The 17888-nt window shown below is 66.3% G+C and carries 18 protein-coding genes; 5 read left to right on the forward strand and 13 right to left on the reverse strand.

All coding sequences use genetic code 11. The features are described 5' to 3' along the window. Window positions 1-23: 23 nt before the first annotated feature. The 6 genes from JOF57_RS19155 to JOF57_RS19180 are packed head-to-tail and all read right to left on the reverse strand — an operon-like array spanning window position 24 to window position 5562. Window positions 24-461, reverse strand: coding sequence for a hypothetical protein (locus JOF57_RS19155; RefSeq protein WP_209919044.1), 438 nt, complete (start codon window positions 459-461; stop codon window positions 24-26). A 52-nt stretch (window positions 462-513) separates the two neighbouring features. Further along, complete coding sequence (locus JOF57_RS19160; RefSeq protein WP_209919045.1) at window positions 514-1017, reverse strand: MarR family transcriptional regulator; 504 nt, start codon at window positions 1015-1017, stop codon at window positions 514-516. A gap of 48 nt (window positions 1018-1065) precedes the next feature. After that, window positions 1066-2097, reverse strand: a complete 1032-nt coding sequence (locus JOF57_RS19165) for a pyridoxal phosphate-dependent aminotransferase (RefSeq protein ID WP_209919047.1) — start codon at window positions 2095-2097, stop codon at window positions 1066-1068. Continuing rightward, the gene (locus JOF57_RS19170) at window positions 2097-3134 is read right to left on the reverse strand and encodes a 3-oxoacyl-ACP synthase III family protein (RefSeq protein ID WP_209919048.1); all 1038 of its coding nucleotides are present in this window, start codon (window positions 3132-3134) and stop codon (window positions 2097-2099) included. Before JOF57_RS19170 ends, JOF57_RS19165 begins: the two co-directional genes overlap by 1 nt. A gap of 9 nt (window positions 3135-3143) precedes the next feature. Continuing rightward, on the reverse strand, window positions 3144-3824 hold the full coding sequence (locus JOF57_RS19175; RefSeq protein WP_209919050.1) for an SRPBCC family protein: 681 nt from the start codon (window positions 3822-3824) through the stop codon (window positions 3144-3146). Next, window positions 3805-5562 (reverse strand): thiamine pyrophosphate-binding protein, encoded by a 1758-nt coding sequence (locus tag JOF57_RS19180; RefSeq protein WP_209919052.1) that lies wholly within the window; start codon window positions 5560-5562, stop codon window positions 3805-3807. Before JOF57_RS19180 ends, JOF57_RS19175 begins: the two co-directional genes overlap by 20 nt. A gap of 204 nt (window positions 5563-5766) precedes the next feature. Between JOF57_RS19180 and JOF57_RS19185 the strand changes: the two genes are divergently transcribed. After that, the gene (locus tag JOF57_RS19185) at window positions 5767-6426 is read left to right on the forward strand and encodes a class I SAM-dependent methyltransferase (RefSeq protein ID WP_209919053.1); all 660 of its coding nucleotides are present in this window, start codon (window positions 5767-5769) and stop codon (window positions 6424-6426) included. Window positions 6427-6437: 11 nt separating this feature from the next. Here JOF57_RS19185 and JOF57_RS19190 read toward each other — a convergent pair whose 3' ends face one another. The 5 genes from JOF57_RS19190 to secY all read right to left on the reverse strand — a co-directional run bounded on the left by JOF57_RS19190 (window position 6438) and on the right by secY (window position 10472). After that, a complete protein-coding gene (locus JOF57_RS19190; RefSeq protein WP_209919063.1) occupies window positions 6438-7172 on the reverse strand; it encodes an anti-sigma factor family protein in 735 nt (244 codons plus the stop codon). Continuing rightward, window positions 7169-7696, reverse strand: a complete 528-nt coding sequence (locus JOF57_RS19195) for a sigma-70 family RNA polymerase sigma factor (RefSeq protein WP_209919064.1) — start codon at window positions 7694-7696, stop codon at window positions 7169-7171. The genes JOF57_RS19190 and JOF57_RS19195 overlap by 4 nt, the downstream gene beginning before the upstream one ends. Window positions 7697-7810: 114 nt before the next feature. Continuing rightward, window positions 7811-8608 (reverse strand): type I methionyl aminopeptidase, encoded by a 798-nt coding sequence (gene map / locus JOF57_RS19200; RefSeq protein ID WP_209919066.1) that lies wholly within the window; start codon window positions 8606-8608, stop codon window positions 7811-7813. Beyond that, window positions 8605-9150 carry an adenylate kinase gene (locus tag JOF57_RS19205; RefSeq protein ID WP_209919068.1) on the reverse strand — a complete coding sequence of 182 codons (546 nt, stop codon included), beginning with the start codon at window positions 9148-9150 and terminating at the stop codon, window positions 8605-8607. Before JOF57_RS19205 ends, map begins: the two co-directional genes overlap by 4 nt. Beyond that, window positions 9147-10472 carry a preprotein translocase subunit SecY gene (secY, locus tag JOF57_RS19210; RefSeq protein WP_209919070.1) on the reverse strand — a complete coding sequence of 442 codons (1326 nt, stop codon included), beginning with the start codon at window positions 10470-10472 and terminating at the stop codon, window positions 9147-9149. Before secY ends, JOF57_RS19205 begins: the two co-directional genes overlap by 4 nt. 303 nt (window positions 10473-10775) lie before the next feature. Between secY and JOF57_RS19215 the strand changes: the two genes are divergently transcribed. From JOF57_RS19215 to JOF57_RS19230, 4 genes are read left to right on the forward strand one after another with little or no spacing between them, the layout of a single operon-like run. Next, window positions 10776-11690 carry a class I SAM-dependent methyltransferase gene (locus tag JOF57_RS19215; RefSeq protein WP_209919071.1) on the forward strand — a complete coding sequence of 305 codons (915 nt, stop codon included), beginning with the start codon at window positions 10776-10778 and terminating at the stop codon, window positions 11688-11690. A 12-nt stretch (window positions 11691-11702) separates the two neighbouring features. Further along, window positions 11703-12605, forward strand: a complete 903-nt coding sequence (locus tag JOF57_RS19220; protein ID WP_209919073.1) for a class I SAM-dependent methyltransferase — start codon at window positions 11703-11705, stop codon at window positions 12603-12605. 9 nt (window positions 12606-12614) lie between these two features. Continuing rightward, the gene (locus JOF57_RS19225; RefSeq protein ID WP_209919075.1) at window positions 12615-13520 is read left to right on the forward strand and encodes a class I SAM-dependent methyltransferase; all 906 of its coding nucleotides are present in this window, start codon (window positions 12615-12617) and stop codon (window positions 13518-13520) included. 20 nt (window positions 13521-13540) lie between these two features. Further along, window positions 13541-14461, forward strand: a complete 921-nt coding sequence (locus JOF57_RS19230; RefSeq protein ID WP_209919077.1) for a class I SAM-dependent methyltransferase — start codon at window positions 13541-13543, stop codon at window positions 14459-14461. Window positions 14462-14476: 15 nt separating this feature from the next. On the opposite strand, the gene JOF57_RS19235 is transcribed toward JOF57_RS19230, so the two are convergent. Then, complete coding sequence (locus tag JOF57_RS19235; protein WP_307870134.1) at window positions 14477-15820, reverse strand: MFS transporter; 1344 nt, start codon at window positions 15818-15820, stop codon at window positions 14477-14479. A gap of 278 nt (window positions 15821-16098) precedes the next feature. Next, a complete protein-coding gene (gene sppA, locus JOF57_RS19240; protein WP_209919081.1) occupies window positions 16099-17883 on the reverse strand; it encodes a signal peptide peptidase SppA in 1785 nt (594 codons plus the stop codon). Between the last annotated feature and the right edge of the window lie 5 nt (window positions 17884-17888).

The following is a 17888-nucleotide window of genomic DNA, read 5'->3' on the forward strand; positions in this document are numbered from 1 at the left end:
TTCCTCAGCCTCCGCTTTGCGGATTAGCCGCCGAGTTTCCCGGCGAGTTCAGGGCACTCGTACTTCAACGCCACGTTCACGATCGTCATGAGCGCATCGGGTGGGAGTTTGCTGCCCATCCTGGTCAGCACGTCGACGACATCCTGCCTGGTCTTGTTGAAGCTGCCGCCGGCCATGATGCAGGCCATCATCAGCTGATCCCCGATGGCATTGTCGGAACCCTGGATGCCGGCGGCGCGGACCTCGGCGAACGCTTGCGGCGACAACCCCGCCGAACCGCGCGGCGACCCGGCGGGTGGTTTGGGGCTGCGTGTGGCAGTTCGGTTGGGCGCCTTGGACGCCGTCGTGAACGGTGTGACGTCATCGGGGGCGGTGGCCACCCCGGTGGTCGTGGTGCTGCAGGCCGCCATCAACACGACAGCGACGGCGCCGAACGCCGCACCCACCCGTTTGGCATTCATCGGCACTTCCCTCCACTTCGTTCAACGGTAGTGGGGTGCCCAGAAACCGGCCTCAGAAATCACCGGAGTGTCGGCGCAGGGTCTCGATGGACGCGACCAGGGCTCGCGACTGCTCCTCCGACATCCCGACGTCGGCGAACACCTGCTCGTTCAGGGTCACCGTGGCATCCTCGACCGTCGAACGCCCGAGCTTCGTGATCTGCACCAGCGTGGTGCGCCCATCGGTGGGATGTGGGATGCGCTCCACCAGCCCACTGGCTTCCAGGCGCCGGATGGCGTGCGTGACGCTGGTGACATGTACCTGGAGGCGATCGGAGGCCTTCGTGATCGGCAGTGCACCGGCCCGGCTGAAGGCCAGTAGCCGCAGCAACTCGAACCGCGAGAAGCTCAGATCGTAAGGTCGCAGCGCGGACTCCACCCGGGCCAGCAGAATCTGATGGGCGCGCATCACCGACGTCACCGCGACCATGCCATCGGCCACCTCGCCCCAACCGGCGGCCTCCCAGTTCGCCCGGGCCTGCGCGATGGGGTCACGTTTGTCCGGTGGCGAGGGCACGCCTCTTCTTACCGCATCACGGCGCGGCGCCGCGCAGCGATGCGCGGTTCAGGCCGCCGCCGTCACCGCGCTCAGCACTGCCCGGGTGGATTGCCGCGCCCCGATGGTGATCCGCACTCCGCCGTCGGTGTAGTAGCGGAGCTGAAGGCCGGTCCCATCGAACACCTCCGGCCACGGTGAGGACCCGGCCGGGAGGTACAGGAAGTTGGCCTGCCCATCTGTGCTGTAGACGCCCAGCGCCCGCAACCGCATCTGCAGGTAGCGCCGCTCCGCTGCGATCATCCGGATACGTTGGCGCAGTTGATTTTCTGCATCGTACGAAGCAGCCACGGCCACCTGGGCACTGAGCCCGATTCCGAACGGCAGCTGCATCCGCCACAGCTGACGGCCGAGGTCCGGGGCGCAGAACCCGTAGCCGATCCGCAGGCCGGCCAGGCCGTACGCCTTCGAAAAGGTGCGCACCACGACGACATTGCCGAACCGGGCCACCAGGCTCGGCCCGTCGATGCACTGTTCGGCGGCCAAGAACTCCACATATGCCTCGTCGAGGAGCACGACGGTGTCCTCGGGCAACCGGGTCAGGAACCGCTCGATCTCGATGACCGATTCGATGGTGCCCGTCGGGTTGTGCGGCCGGCAGACCGCCACCACCCTCGCGGTCTTCGCAGCCTCGGCCATCGCGTCGAGATCGTGCCGGCCGTGTTCGTCGAGCGGCACGGTGACCGTCCGCAACCGCGCCATCTGCGCGAAGATCGGATATCCGTCGAATGTGGGCTCCGCCATCACCATGGTGTCGCCGGGACTGGTCACCGCATGCAGCACCTGCATGATGACCCCGGTGGCGCCGGCACCGACGATCACCTGTTCCTCGGCCATTCCGTCGTGATCGGCGATCAGCGAGCGCAACCGCTGGGGCAGGAACTCCGGATACCGGTTGGCAGCCTCATCGCACGCCCGTAGGGCCGAGCGCACCGCGGGCAGCGGCGGAAAAGGACATTCGTTGAGCGACAACGCGAACGGGTTGACCGCCTGCGGCAGCGCGCCGACAGCGTCGAGCAGGGCGGTCCGGGGAGCCACCATCACACGTTCCCCGAGTCGCCGCGGCCACCCCACCGGACCGCGGCGGCCCCGGCGAAGTCACCGGCGTGGGCGAAGGCGGCCATCAGCACGATGTCGCCGGCCTTCACCCGCCCGTCGGTGACGGCACGGTCGAGGTTGACGGGAATGCCTGCGGCGAAAAGGTTTCCGCATTCGTCAAAGGTGTCCACGTGACGTTCGGACGGCAACTCCAACGCCTCACGCCAGTTGCGCAGGAACACGCGGTTGGGCTGATTCGTCACGAACAGGTCGATATCCTTGGGCTGCACACCGATCCGGTCGCAGACGGAATAGGACACCTCGGGAACCTGCCGATTGCCCCGGGCCAGCACCTTGGTGATCTTGCTCTCGGTGAAGCCGATGCAGGCCTCCCCCGGGCCGGCCTGCCACCACTTGCGCGGCGGGTCCATGACGACGGTCATATCCCCGGCGTACTCCCCGTAGGTACGGCATTCGATGTCCAGGATGGGAGACTCGTCCGACAACGTCACCAGGCCGACCGCGGCCCCGTCTCCGGGCACCGCCGACTGCGCCTTGCGCCGGATGGTCTGCTGATCGAAGACCTGGCCGGCCGAATTCTGGGCGATCGCGATCACCGCGGTGCGGCCCTCTCCCGCGCTCAACAGGGTGCGGGCCACCTTGAGCCCGAGCACGAATGCCGCGCACCCACCGTTGTGCAGGTCGATCACCCAGTTGGGTTTCATCCCCAGCCGGTGCGCCATGCCGCCGCCGCCACCGTAGAACGGCATGTCGGGCAGCTGGGTGTGGGTGATCAGCACATCGGCCTCGGTGATGACGTCGGCACCGTGCCGTTCGATCACCCCGGCCGCGGCCCGCTCGACCATGTCGATCGCGGTCTCTTCGGGCCCGACGTGATGACGGAACCGCGGCGCCCGGAACATCACGTTCTCGGCCAGCTCGTCGGTTTCGGCGAACCCGGCGTAGTAGTCGGCGCTGATCGGGTCACCCGGAAGGTAGGTGGACAGGTCGATGAGGCTGACGGGGTTGTTCTCGGACATGTACGGCTCTCACTTCATCCAGGCCGGGGTGACCGACAGACCGTTGCGGTGCCGGTATTCGGCGATTGCCTTGAGGTTTCGCAATTCCAGCAGGTGGCCGGGACCGAACATGTCCCAGAAATCCCCCACCCAGACCGGTCGCGCCGGGGGCGCGGTCTCCGGGTAGGGGTTCTCGTCGTAGAACGGATGGTGGCAATTCGTCCACAGCACAACCGATCCCGGCTTGTCGAACACCACCTGCGCGTCGACGATCCGCATCAGGTAGATCATCCAGAGGTGCTTGCCCTGGTCCCAGGCGCAGTGGTAGTCCACGGTCAGCGCGTCGCGGTTGGCCACCGTACGGGTGTAGATCGTGCTTCCCGGACCCGACGGCCCGGCGCCGAGCCGGTCATGGGCCAGCCACAGCCCGGGCTCCTCGGTCTGGGTGAAACCACGCAGGCTGTAGGTCCATTCCTCCAGGCAGCGGGTGTCGGACAGGTAGTCGAACAGCTCGTCGGGTGGGCACTCGATGTAGTCGTTGACCGTGCAGTACTGACCGAACACCTGGTCGTGCGGGTAGACCGACCGCATCATGTCCATGATGATCGGGGTGGCCTGCTCCTTGGGCGAGGTCTCGATCCGGATGAGTCCGTCCATCGGGGTACGGGTACCCCGATGGGCCGTGATGTCTTCAAGCGCGGGCAGTGACATGGGACCTGTTCTCCTCTGTATCGGAAGGGGCGCTGTCTGTGGTGGCGAGAAATGCCGCGAACGGCGGGATTTCGTCGGCCGAACATTCGATGCTGAGCACCGATGGTCCGTCGCTGTCCAGGGCCATGCCCAGCGCCTGCGACAGTTGCCGGACGTCGGTGACGTCGTAGGCCGGCAGGCCGGGGAACATCGCGGCCAGTCCGGCACCCAGTCGGCTGGGTCCGAACCTGTTGTAGGAGTAGCGATCCTCGTAGAACAGCTGCTCGCGGGTGACACACATGGCGTGAGCGTGATTGTCGAACAGTACGAAGGTGATCGGCAGCCGGTACTGCACCGCGGTGTGAATCTCCATGCCGTGCATGAAAAATGATCCGTCGCCTGCGATCACCACGGTGCGCCGGGCAGGACCGGCGGTGGCTGCATCAGAGGCCCGGTGAAACGTCATCCCGATCCCGGCACCGAAGCTGTAGCCCATGCCACCCATTCCGAGCGCCACCATGAAGCGTCCGTCACGCCGGGCGGGCAGGTAGTGGATCGCCGAGGCCCCCACGTTGCCGGCGTCGACGACGATGTCGGTTCCGTCGGTCAGTGCCGCGTCGAGCACCGACATCGCGTCGCGGTACCGGATACCCGGACCGTGATGTGCCGGTGGCCGCAGTTCGGTGCGCGGCACCAGATCCGGCACTCGCACCTGGACCGGCCGACCTGGTCCGGACAGCGCCCGGGCCAGGTATGTCAGCGACCGGCGCAGGTCGTCGGAGTGGGCGTGGGTGCAGGCCGGGAACGGCACCTGCGAGCCGATCGAATAGGTCGCCACCTTGCCCAGCACGTCGTCGAGACCGGTCCGCGCGGTCACCGTCATGCGGGTGCCCACCAGCAGGCACATCGCGCTCTGAGCTGCGGCAATGGAAACCCCGGGGTGGCCCATCACACCGGCTACCCCCAAGGCGGAGGATGAGCCGAATCCCGGGATTCCCGCGACGTCTTTGGCATCGGGCACCGTGGCCACGCGCGCCCGCAGCGTGGCGCGAAGCCGCTCCAGTTCGGCGCGGGCGTCGTCGCGGGCCACCTGCTCGCCGGCAATGATCGTGATCGTGCCATCGGCGCGGCGCAACGCCTGCTCGAGTCCGGCGAGATCGGACTGGCGGCCCCCGGACCCGTTCCCCCCGGGCCGCCCGTTGCCACTGCCATCGTCTGTACCGGCCTCCACCAGCTCTGCCTGCTGAATATTCTTGGGCAGCAACAACACCGCGGGTCCACCGGTGCGTGCGGCGGCCAGCGCATCCGGAAGTGCGGTGCGGATGTCTTCGGGCTTCAGTATCCTGCGGCAGTACACCGAGACCGCCGAGAAAAGGGCGTGCGCGTCCAGGCTCCCGTTGTCCCCACTGGTGTCCTGGAAGGCGCCGCGGCCGTCGAGTGTCATCGGCGCCTGGCCGATCAGGGCCAGCACCGGAACGCGGCTGGCCAGCGATTCGGCCAGGCCGGGCACGGTGTTGAGGCAGCCGCCGCCGGAGGTCGCCGCCACCACGCCGATCCCGGCGCCGCTGCGACTATAGCCGTCCGCCATTGTGGCAGCGGAGAATTCGTGTTTCGCCAGCACCGCGGCGATGTCGTCACGGAAGTACGCCGCGTCGTAGACGTCCTCAATGTTGGCACCGTCCACGCCGAAGATGTGCGAGATCCCATTCGCGGCCAGATAGCCGACGATGTGGTCCACCACCCTGTGCGCCTTGACCATGTGTCACCTACTTCCGTGCTCTGCCAGTGACACGACCCGTAGGCGGCGGCGGTTCACCGTTGGGACGGATTCGTCCGAACTCCTGGCAATACCGCAGGAAATGCTCAGGACACCATCAAGATCAGCCGGAACCGAGGGGGATAGTGGAGGACGGGGGGTCGTTGTTACCGGAGACCGCAGGAACCCCGTGATCGGAGGCATCGGATGACACAGCCGGGTATCGATTGGGAAGACGCCTATCGTCAGGAAACCCCACCGCCGTGGAGCATCGGCGCCCCGCAACCCGAGCTTGCGCGACTGATCGAGCAGGGCAAGGTGCACGGCGAGGTTCTCGACTCCGGGTGCGGCCATGCCGCACTCTCGCTGGCGCTGGCCGAGCAGGGCTTCACCGTGGTCGGGCTGGATGCCAGCCCGACGGCGATCGCAGCAGCGGCAGCCACCGCAGCCGAACGTGGTTTGACCGCAGCAAGTTTCGCGCAAGCCGACATGACTGCCTTCACCGGTTACGACGGCAGGTTCAACACCGTGCTCGACAGCGGCCTGCTGCACGCGCTGCCGATCGACAGACGCCAGGCCTATATCCAGGCCATCCACCGCGCCTCGGCACCGGATGCACGGCTGTACATCCTGGCCTTTGCGACAAGGCCCTTCGGCGAGGACGCTCCGGGCCCCAACGGCTTCACCGCCGACGAGTTGCGCGACACCGTCGCCACCCGTTGGACCGTGGACGAGGTACGCCCGGCCAAGCTGTACGGCAACGACGGTCCGGCAGGCGGGCCGGCATCAGCGCCGGGCGTCGAGCGCGACGGTGCCGGCCACATCACGATGTCCGGCTTCCTGCTGACCGCACACAAAGGCGGCTGACGTGGCGGGGCTCAGAGCTGCTTCTCGAGCAGCACTTTGCCCTGGGGGGACGTAACCAGTTGCACCGCAGCGATATCCGCCATCGGCATCTGGGTGTTGCCGCTGGGCAGCGCGGTGGCGCCGGACAACCCGATCCACGTCGCGATCTCGTCGCGGCTGCCGTCCCGGCCCACCACCACCATGCCGAGGTTCTGCGGAGGCGCGTCCTGCTTGCCCCAGCTCCCGTAACTGCAGGCCATGTCGATGCGGGTACCCCAGGAGTAACTGGACATCCCAATACTGGCGTTGATGGGTGTATCAGAGACCTTGTTCATCGCCATCATCTGCGCGCTCTGCTGCTCGGAGCCGCCGTGTAGGCCGAACACCGCAGGACGAACGCCGACCACCACCCCCAGCGCCAGCAGGGCGGCGGCCACGCCCACGGCGGCCGTGGTCACCCAGCGCGAACGGCGCCGACCCCAGCTGACCTTGGCCAGCACCGACTGCAATACCTCGGGCGGCAGCGGCGGATCGGGCTGTTCGGATTCGAGGGCAAGCGCATCATCGAGCTCGAGCATCGCCAGCAGGGCGGGCATGCCGGTCAGCTCGGACACCGCGGAACGGCACTGTGCACAGCCCTCCAGATGCGCCTCGTACTCGCGTCGCTCGCTACTCTCCAGCGAACCCAGCACATAGGCCGCATCCCAGGTCCGGTACTTGTCGAGCGCCACTGGATCAGGAGTGTGGGGCCCACCGAACTGCGTCATCGTGTCACCCCCATTTCCTGCAAGTTCAATCTCAGCGCGCGGACCGCGTAGTGCAGCCGTGATTTCACGGTGCCCTCGGGTATCTGCAGATCGTCGGCGATCTGCCCGGTGGTCCAGCCCTGGTAGTACGCCCGGCGGACCACTGCTCGGTGTTCGTCGGAAAGCTGGCTCAGTGCCGTGCTCAACAGGATTCGATCCAACGCGTTATCCACTTGGTCGGGGGTGGTGGCAGCCTTTGAATAGTCTGCGACCTGTTCGGGGTCGGGCACCCCGGTTTCGTTCCGAAAGCGGGCACTCCGACGTTCATCAATGATCATGTTTCGCGCCACGGTAAACAACCACGCCCGCGCTGAACGGTCGGTATCGGCGGTGACATCAGGGTGACGCCACGCACGAAGCAGCGTTTCCTGCACCACGTCCTCGGCCCGGGCCCGGTCACCCGTGAGTCGCAGGGCGTAGCACCACAGCGCGGCGGCATGCTCGTCGTAGAGCACCCGCATCATGGCGGCCTCCGGATCATCCACTTCCCACCTCCGTCTGTGATACGACGTTGGAGGCGATCCGGTTCAATTACTACCTTTGCGCGCGGGCTGACGCCAGCGATGACACGCGATTCGAATAGTGATTGCTGGCGTTAATTACTGCGTGAGGATTCGGGGCCCGTCGTCGGTGACCGCGACGGTGTGCTCCCAGTGCGCCGCACGGGTCCCGTCGGCGGTGACGACGGTCCACTCGTCGTCGAGAATCTTGGTCTCGGTGGTGCCCAGGGTCAGCATGGGTTCGATCGCCAGTACCGAGCCCGGCTCCAGGTACGGACCGCGACCGGGCGAGCCCTCGTTGGGCAGGAACGGGTCCATGTGCATCTGGCGGCCGATACCGTGGCCGCCGTAGCCGTCGACGATGCCGTACTTGCGGTCGTGGCGGGCCTCGGCGGCGTGGGTCTCGACCTCGATCGCGTGCGAGACGTCGGTGAGACGATTTCCGGGCAGCATCGCGGCGATGCCGGCCTCCATGGCCGATTTGGTTGCCGCAGAAAGGGCTTCGTCCGCGGCGATGAGCGTGCCGACCCCGAAGGTGACGGCCGAGTCGCCGTGCCATCCGTCGACGATCGCTCCGCAGTCGATGGACACCAGGTCGCCGGCGGCCAGCACTTCGCCGGCCGACGGAATGCCATGCACCACACGGTCATTGACCGACGCGCAGATGCTGGCCGGGAATCCGTGGTAGCCGAGGAATGACGGGGTGCCGCCACCGTCACGGATGACGGCTTCGGCGATCTGATCCAGCTCCAAGGTGGACACGCCCGGCGTCGCGGCAGCACGCACGGCCCGCAGCGCCGAGGCGACGAGCGCCCCGGCCACCGCCATCGCGTCCAATTCTCCGGCGCTGCGCTGCGCGACGATCTTGCGCTTCCGCAACCCCGGCAAGCTGATCACTTACCCAGTGCCTGCAATGCGCGGGCGAACACCTCGTCGAGGGCGCCCACCGCATCGACGGTCTTCACGTCGTCGCGGTAGTACTCCAGCAGCGGCTGGGTCTCGTCGCGGTAGACCTTCATGCGGTTGCGGATGACCTCGTCGGTGTCGTCTGCACGGCCACGGCCCTTGAGCCGGGTCAGCAGCTCGTCCTCGGACACCTGGAACTCCACCACCGCATCGAGCTGGGTGTTGCGGGCGGCAAGCATGTCCTTGAGCGCACCGGCCTGCTCGACCGAGCGCGGGTAGCCGTCCAGGATGAATCCGTCGGCGGCATCTGCCTGGTCGATACGGTCCTCGACCAGACGGTTCGTCAGCTCGGCAGGCACCAGATCGCCGGCGTCGAGGTAGCGCTTGGCCTCCAGGCCGAGCGGCGTGCCGTCGCCGATGTTCTTGCGAAACAGGTCCCCGGTGGAGATTTGCGGGATGCCGAGCTTCTCGGACAGCTTCTCTGCCTGCGTGCCTTTGCCCGCACCGGGCGGTCCGAGTAGAACGATTCTCACTTCAGGAACCCTTCGTAGTTACGTTGCATGAGCTGGCTCTCGATCTGTTTGACGGTGTCCAAACCGACACCGATCATGATGAGAACGGCCACACCGCCGAATGGCAGGTTCTGTAGCGTGGCCCCACTGCCCATCTGCAGGAAGACGTTCGGCAGCACCGCAATCACACCGAGGTAGATCGACCCTGGCAGGGTGATGCGGCTCAGCACGTACCGGAGGTAGTCGGCGGTCGGTTTACCGGGGCGGATGCCCGGGATGAACCCGCCGAACTTCTTCATCTCGTCGGCACGCTCGTCGGGATTGAACGTGATCGACACGTAGAAGTACGTGAAGAAGATGATCAGGCCGAAATAGATGGCGACATAGACGGTATCCGCCGGGTTGGTCAGGTGTTCGGCCACGAAGGTGTCCCACCAGCCGGTGCCCGGGCTGGAGCTGCCGCTCTGGATCAGCTGGGTGATCAGCATCGGGATGTACATCAGCGACGACGCGAAGATCACCGGGATGACGCCGGCCTGGTTGACCTTCAGTGGCAGATAGGTCGACGTCCCGCCGTACATCTTGCGGCCCACCATGCGCTTGGCGTACTGGACCGGGATACGGCGTTGGCCCTGCTCGACGAACGTGACACCGACCAGGATCAGCAGCGCAGCGCCGCAGACCAGGGTGAACACCAATCCGCCGCGGGACTCCAGAATCATCTGGCCCTCGGAGGGGATGCGAGCAGCGATACCCGCGAAGATCAGCAGCGACATACCGTTGCCGATACCGCGCTCGGTAACCAGCTCACCCATCCACATCACGAGCGATGCGCCCGCGGTCATCACCAGCACGAGGACGATCAGGCCGAAGATCGAGGTGTCCTGGATGACGTCGAGGCTGCAGCCCTGCATCAGCCCGCCGTTGGCGGCCAACGCCACGATGCTGGTGGCCTGCAGGATGGCCAGCGCGATCGACAGATAACGCGTGTACTGCGTCATCTTGGCCTGACCTGCCTGGCCTTCCTTCTGCAGCTGCTCGAAACGCGGGATCACCACGACCAACAGCTGCACGATGATGCTGGCGGTGATGTAGGGCATGACGCCCACCGCGAACACGCTCAGCTGCAGTAGCGCACCACCGGAGAACAGGTTGATCAGCGAGTAGACCTGCGCCGAATCACCACCGCTGACCTGCTCGATGCATTTCTGCACATTCGGATAGTTGACGCCTGGGGACGGGATGGTTGCGCCGACCCGATACAAGATCACCATCGCGAGCGTGAACAGAATCTTGCGTCTGAGGTCGGCCGTCCGCAGCGATGAGATAAAAGCCGAAAGCACTCTTCCTCCTGCGCAGCCGACCTCTCAGCGCGGCGTGCCAAACGGGCTGGTGGAGCCAGCGTCAATGGTCAAGTCATGTACAGCTTCCCTGCAAGCGCGCAGCCTGCGAACTCAGCCGTCAAATCAGTCTACGAGAGTAACAGTTGCCGCCCGGCCCTCCCGCCATGCACCCGCGGCGGCTCGCCTCGATCCGGCCGGTCTGAGGAGCAAAGCCTCCCTTCAGAATCGGAGCGTACAGTCGGCGGCAGCTCGTTACATCACCTAACTAACACGTTGATTTTGACTGAACAACAAGGAGGATGCATGGCCCGGACTGCTGACGACTCGTGGGATCTGGCGTCCAGCGTGGGTGCCACGGCAACGATGGTCGCGGCGGCCCGTGCAATGGCCTCCCATGCCGATGATCCGGTGATCGACGACCCCTTCGCCGCTCCGCTGGTGCGCGCCGTCGGGATGGATTTCTTCACCAAGCTCGCCGACGAGAACTTCACCACCGAAGGCCTCGACGAGGAGGCCGCGACCGGCCTGATCCGATTCGCCAACGGCATGGCCGCCCGCACCCGCTTCTTCGACGATTTCCTCCTGAGTGCCTGCCGCGCCGGTATCCGACAGGTGGTGATCCTCGCTGCCGGGCTCGACTCACGCGCCTACCGGCTGCCGTGGCCGGCCGGCACCGTGGTCTACGAGGTGGACCAGCCCGAGGTCATCGAATTCAAGAGCGCCACCCTGGCCGGCCTGGGTGCGGTGCCGACAACCGACCGCCGCACCGTGGCCGTCGACCTGCGCTTCGACTGGCCCGCGGCCCTGACCGAGGCCGGCTTCGACCCGTCGGTACCGACGGCGTGGATCGCCGAGGGATTGCTGGGGTACCTGCCCGGTGATGCTCAGGACCGCTTGCTCGACCAGGTCACCGCGCTCAGCGCGCCCGGCAGCCGCTTCGGTGTCGAGGGCGTGCCCGCCACCGAGTCCAACGACGAAGAGACGATCCGGGCCAAGATGCAGGAGTTCACCGACCGGTGGCGTGCGCACGGCCTGGACATGGACCTCAACGAGCTGATCTTTTTCGGCGACCGCGCCGACGTGACGACGTACCTGGAAGGTCACGATTGGAAGGCCACCGGTATCTCGTCGAATGACCTGCTGATCCGTACCGGCCTGCCGCCGGTCGAGGATGAGGCCCACGCGGCATCGGTGCTCTACATCAGCGCCGAGAAGTGAGGTAGGGACGCGATGGCACGGTCTGACGCCGACAGTTGGGATCTGGCCTCCAGCGTGGGTGCGACGGCGACGATGGTCGCCGCGGCCCGCGCGATCGCCAGCGCCGAACCCGAGCCGTTGATCAACGACCCCTATGCCGCGAACCTGGTGCGTGCGGTCGGGGTCGAGTTCTTCACCAAGCTCGTCGACGGTGAGATCGCGCTCGACGGTGAGTTGGCGGCCGGCGCCGAGTTGATGATCGGGATCATGGCGGTGCGGACGAAGTTCTTCGACGACTTCTTCACCTCGACGGGTGACGCCGGTATCCGGCAGGCCGTCATCCTGGCCTCCGGTCTGGACTCGCGCGCCTACCGGCTGCCGTGGCCGGAAGGCACCGTGGTCTACGAGATCGACCAGCCCGAAGTGATCGGCGCGAAGACCGCCACGATGACGCAGATCGGGGCCACCCCCACGGCCGAGCGGCGCACCGTCGCCGTCGATCTGCGCGACGACTGGCCCGCAGCACTGCGAGCGGCCGGCTTCGATCCGACGGCGCCGAGCGCGTGGAGCGCCGAGGGACTGCTCGCCTACCTGCCGCCGGACGCCCAGGATCGGTTGTTCGACAACATCACCGCACTCAGTGCCCCGGGCAGCCGGCTGGCCACCGAGTTCCATCCCGACATCGCGGCAAACCTGCGCGAGCGCGGCGACGCGATGAGCGAGCAGTGGCGCCAACACGGACTCGACCTCGACCTGGCCAACCTGTGGTACGACGGCGAGCGCAACTCAGTGGTCGAGTATCTCTCCGGCAGCGGATGGTCGGTGACGGCACGGACCCGGCCCGAACTGTTCGCCGAATACGGCCGCACCTTCCCCACCGGAGAAGCCGCCGCGCCGCAACGTAATTCACAGGCCGTCATCGCCATACGAGACTAGGAACCTCCCATGACACGCACCGAAGGCGACAGTTGGGATCTGGCCAACAGCGTCGGGGCCACCGCGACCGGTGTCGCCGCGTCCCGCGCGCTGGCCACCAAACAAACCGACCCGCTCATCGACGACCCGTTCGCCGACGCGCTGGTGCGGGCGGTGGGCCTGGGACACAGCATCCGGCTCGCCGACGGCGAGGTGTGCGTCGAGGGCGATCTGATGCTCGACAAGCAGCGGATGTGCGAACAGATCGCGGTCCGTACCCGGTTTTTCGACGACTTCTTCGCCGACGCGGGACGCGCCGGGATCCGCCAGGCGGTGATCCTGGCCTCCGGTCTGGACACCCGCGCCTACCGGCTGGACTGGCCGGCCGGCAGCGTGGTGTTCGAGGTGGACCAGCCTGCGGTACTGGAGTTCAAGACCCGCACCCTGACCGGGCTCGGGGCGGAGCCGGCCGCCGAGCTGTACACAGTGCCGGTCGACCTTCGCGACGACTGGCCGAAAGCCCTGCGTGACAATGGCTTCGATCCGCAGGTCCCGACCGCCTGGATTGCCGAGGGTCTGCTGATCTACCTTCCGCCGGAAGCCCAGGACCGGTTGCTCGCCAACATCACCGCACTCAGCGCCCCGGGCAGCCGACTGGCCACCGAACACATGGACGCCGCCTCGCTCACCGGGAAGTGGTCCGAGCGGGTCACCGAATGGTCCAAGAAGGTCGGGTCCGATGTGGATCTGATGGACTTGTTCTACTCGGGTGAGCGCACCGCGGCCCGCGATCACCTCACCGCGCTGGGATGGGACGCCACCGTGCAACCCACCCGGGCGGCCTACGAGTCCCACGGCTTCCCGTATCCCGAGGAGCTTGCCGACCTGGCAGGTGATTCTGGTTATCTGTCTGCGACCCTGAATACATCGAACTAGACGACCCGGAAGGCCACGCCATGGCACGTACTGATGACGACAGTTGGGATCTGGCCTCCAGCGTCGGCGCCACCGCAACGCTGGTGGCGACCGGGCGGGCGATCGCCAGCCAGGATTCCCACGGGCTGATCGACGATCCGTTCGCTGCGCCGTTGGTGCGCGCGGTGGGCATCGAGGTGTTCACCAAGATGGTCGACGGTGAGCTGAGTCTGGATACGCTGGCCCAGCTCGCACCGGATGCGGCCGAGCGCGCTCGCTCCAACATCGACGAGATGGCCGTGCGCACACGGTTCTTCGACGATTTCTTCATCAACTCAGGCAAGGCGGGCATCCGGCAGGCGGTGATCCTGGCCTCCGGTCTGGACTCGCGCGCCTACCGACTGCCCTGGCCCGACGCCACGGTGGTCTACGAGATCGACCAGCCCGAGGTGATCGAATTCAAGACGCGCACGCTGGCCGATCTGGGCGCAGAACCGACGGCGGTACGTCGCACGGTGCCGATCGACCTGCGTAACGACTGGCCGGCCGCACTCAAGGCGGCCGGGTTCGACCCGGCAAAGCCGACGGCATGGTGCGCCGAGGGGCTGCTGATCTACCTACCGCCCGAGGCGCAGGACCGGCTGTTCGACAACATTGCCGCGCTCAGCGCGCCCGGCAGCGCGGTGGCCACCGAGTTCGTGCCCGGGCTCAAGGATTTCGACCCGGAGAAGGCCCAGGCCGCCACCGCGGTGTTCAGCCAGATGGGTCTCAACATGGACATGCCGTCGTTGATCTACCACGGCGAGAGGCGTTCGGCCGCCGACTATCTGAGCGCCAAGGGTTGGCAGATGACCGGGGTCGCCCGATCAGAACTGTTCGCCCGACACGGTCTGCCGGTTCCGGACCGCGACGAGAACGACCCGATGGGTGAAATCGTCTACGTCAGTGGCACTCTGGACTGACCCTCAGGACCCAGGTCAGGCCGCCTTGTCCGTCGAGTTCTCCCCCTCGGGGTCGTATTCGACGGGCGGCGGGGCCTCGGGTGTGCCGGGAATCTCGGTACCGTTGATCGGACATCGAGCGGTCTCCGGGATTTTCACCAGTGCCACCGCGCCGATCACACACGCCACCATCATGTAGTAGGCCGGCACCAGGCCGTCGCCGGTCAGGTTGACCAACCAGTCGTTGACCGCCGGCGCGGTGCCGCCGAATATCGACGTCGACACGTTGTAGGCGATCGCGAATCCCGCGTACCGGACGTGGGTGGGGAACATGGCCGGGAAGGTCGCCGAGATGGTGGCCAACTGGGGTACATACAGCAACCCGAGCACGGCGAAGCCGACGATGGCGCCGATGACGCTGGTACCCATCAGGAGAAACATCGGTATGCCCGCCACGAACAGGCCGATCAGCGAGAACCACCACATCGGTTTACGCCCAACACGATCCGAGAGGTGCCCGGCAAATGGCAGGAACATCATCATCGCCAGCATCCCGATGATGGGCACCACGAGCGACATATCGGTGGACAGGCCGATGGTGCTCTTGAGGTACGTCGGCATATAGGTCAGCAGGGTGTAGTTCACTACGTTGAGCGCCACCACCAGACCGCCCAACCGCAGCACCGGCCCCCAGTACTGCAGCAGCAGATCCTTGAGTTCGGTGGAGGGTTGCGGTTCCTCCTCCCCTGCCTCAGCGAGCTCACGGAACACCGGGGTCTCTGCCAGCCGGGTGCGCAGGTAGACACCGATCAGCCCCAGTGGTGCGGCGACCAGGAACGGCAATCGCCAACCCCACGAACCCATCTGGTCCTCGGTGAGGACCGTCGAGAAGCCCAACATCATCAGCGCACCCAGCGAGAACCCGGCCAGCGTGCCGAACTCCAGGAAGCTGCCGAGGAATCCGCGCCGCCGCGACGGGGCGTACTCGGCCATGAAAGTCGCTGCGCCGCCGTATTCCCCGCCCGTCGAGAAGCCCTGAACCATTCGCAGCAGCACCATCAGCACCGGCGCCCAGACACCGATCGAGGCGTAGGTCGGAACCAGCCCGACACACAGGGTGGAGCCGGCCATCAACAGAATCGTCAAAGCCAGGACCTGTTTTCGGCCGATCCGGTCTCCGAGCGGACCCCAGACGAACCCGCCGAGGGGCCGCACCAGGAAGGACACCGCGAAGGTCATGAGTGCCAACAGTGTCGCGTGCTGCGCGCTACCGGGGAATATCGCCGCAGATATGTAGGTCACGCCGTAGGCGTAGATACCGTAGTCGAACCATTCGGTGGCGTTACCGATCGCCGATGCGGCGACGGCACGTCGTTGCACTTCGGGCGGCGTTTCCTCGACGTTTACCGGCGCAGCCGTTTCCGGCGAATCCGACGTCGTGCCGGAACTGCTCGTACTGTCCGAGTGCGCGGTGCCCACGGGACCCTCCTCGTGTCTGACGACACTGCTCCCGTCGAATCACATGGTCGACGTCGGCTGATTCAGATCAACACCGCAGGGCCAGAACGTAGTTTTATCGGCTACCTTTGCTCCTCGGCCGACGTTACCGTGCCGCGCCCACGACGCGAAATACCACCGCCGCCACCGGCGGGTCTGCCTCAGAACCGGTGCTCCCCCAGCCAAAGCGCATTCGCGCCGGTCACGGTGCGTTCGGCCTGATCAAGGATCGACAGCACCGACTGGCCGAGCAGACCGCCCACTGCCTGCGGCAACGAAGCCGCTGCCGGTTGCGAGGAAGGCTTGGGTCGCAACATGTCCAGCCAGGACGAGCCCGGATAGTTCAGCACCCGCACCTTGGTGTCGGGATCCAGCCCGGCCAGGACCTTGGCCCGGGTGATTGCGGTACGGAGTCCACCGAGTTCGTCGACGAGGCCGCGGTCCAAGGCATCGGCACCCGTCCAGATCCGTCCGCGCGCCACCGCGTCCACCTGTTCGACCGTGAGTTTGCGCCCCTCGGCCACCCGTGAAATGAAATCGGTGTAGAACAGGTCGGTCTCGGCTTCGATGTGGGCGTGCTGTTCATCGGTGAACGGTGCGTTCGACGACCAGGCATCGGCATTGGGGTTGGTACGCAAGGAATCCGATCCGACTCCCAACTTGTCCTTGAGTTCGCGTGAGATCAACTTGCCGGTGATCACCCCGATGGATCCGGTGAGGGTGCCGGAGTTGGCCACGATCTCGTCTGCGGCCATCGACACGTAGTAGCCGCCCGAGGCGGCCACCGCACCCATCGAGGCAACGATGGGCTTGCCGCGCTCGCGGATGCGAACCACTTCGCGCCAAATGGTTTCCGATCCGGTCACCGAGCCGCCGGGGCTGTCTACGCGCAGCACGATCGCCGACACCTCATCGTCAGCGGCGGCCTCACGCAGCGCCGCGGCAATGGTGTCGCCGCCGGCACTGGAATTACCCAGCGGCAGCACCTGTGGCCCGCCACGGCCGCTGACGATCGAGCCGTGCAGCGTCACCACCGCAACCGTCGGCTTGGATTTGCGGCCCGGTATCGGTGGTGCAGGAACCTTCGGGGTGGTCCGCGCATAGCGCGAAAGATAAAGCCGCGGTAGGGCATCAGGGTGGGTGTCGGCATCGGCGTCCGGCCCGGCCGGCCCGCCGGACAGTTCCCCGATGCGTGAATACGCCTGGTCACGAAACCCGATACGGTCGATCAGACCGGCGGTGACGGCGTCGTCTCGGAGCACCGGCGCCGTGTCGGCCAGTGCGTCGACCGCCTCGACGGTCAGGCTTCGGGATTCGGCGATGGCCTGCCAGACCTGCGATTGCAGGCTTTCGATCATCCGACCGTCGGCCTCACGTTGCGCATCGGTGTATCGGTCCTCGGTGAAAACGTTTGCTGCAGACTTGTATTCACCACGCGCGACAAACTGCGCCTCGATACCTGCCTTGTCGAGCGCGTCGCGCAGGAACATCGCGTTGGTGGCGAAACCGACCAGCCCGACCGTGCCCGACGGCTGCATCCACACTTCACGGAAGGCCGATGCCAGGTAGTAGGACAGCGTGCCGGGGTAAGTCTCGGCCCAGGCCACCGTCGGCTTGACATCGCTGAACGCCGCGATGGCGTCACGCAGTTCCTGTACCGGGCCGGGCGCGGCGGCGGGCAACTGCACCCGCGCGATCAGCCCGGCCACCCGGTCGTCTTCGGCGGCCCGGTAGATCGCCGCGACGGCTTGGCGCAACACCAGCGGGCGGCCGCCCCCGGCGATCATCGCCAGCGGATCGAACCCGGCGGTCTCCGGCGGTAGCGAGGTCAGATCCAACTCCAGCACACACCCGCTGGGAACGCCGTTGTGCCGGGCGGTGTCAACGCGCCGGGCCAATGCCTTGAGATCGTCCTGGCCGGGAAGCCCGGGGAGAAAGGCGAACATGAACC

Origin of the sequence: Mycolicibacterium lutetiense, assembly GCF_017876775.1 — a bacterium.
Taxonomy (GTDB): Bacteria; Actinomycetota; Actinomycetes; order Mycobacteriales; family Mycobacteriaceae; genus Mycobacterium; species Mycobacterium lutetiense.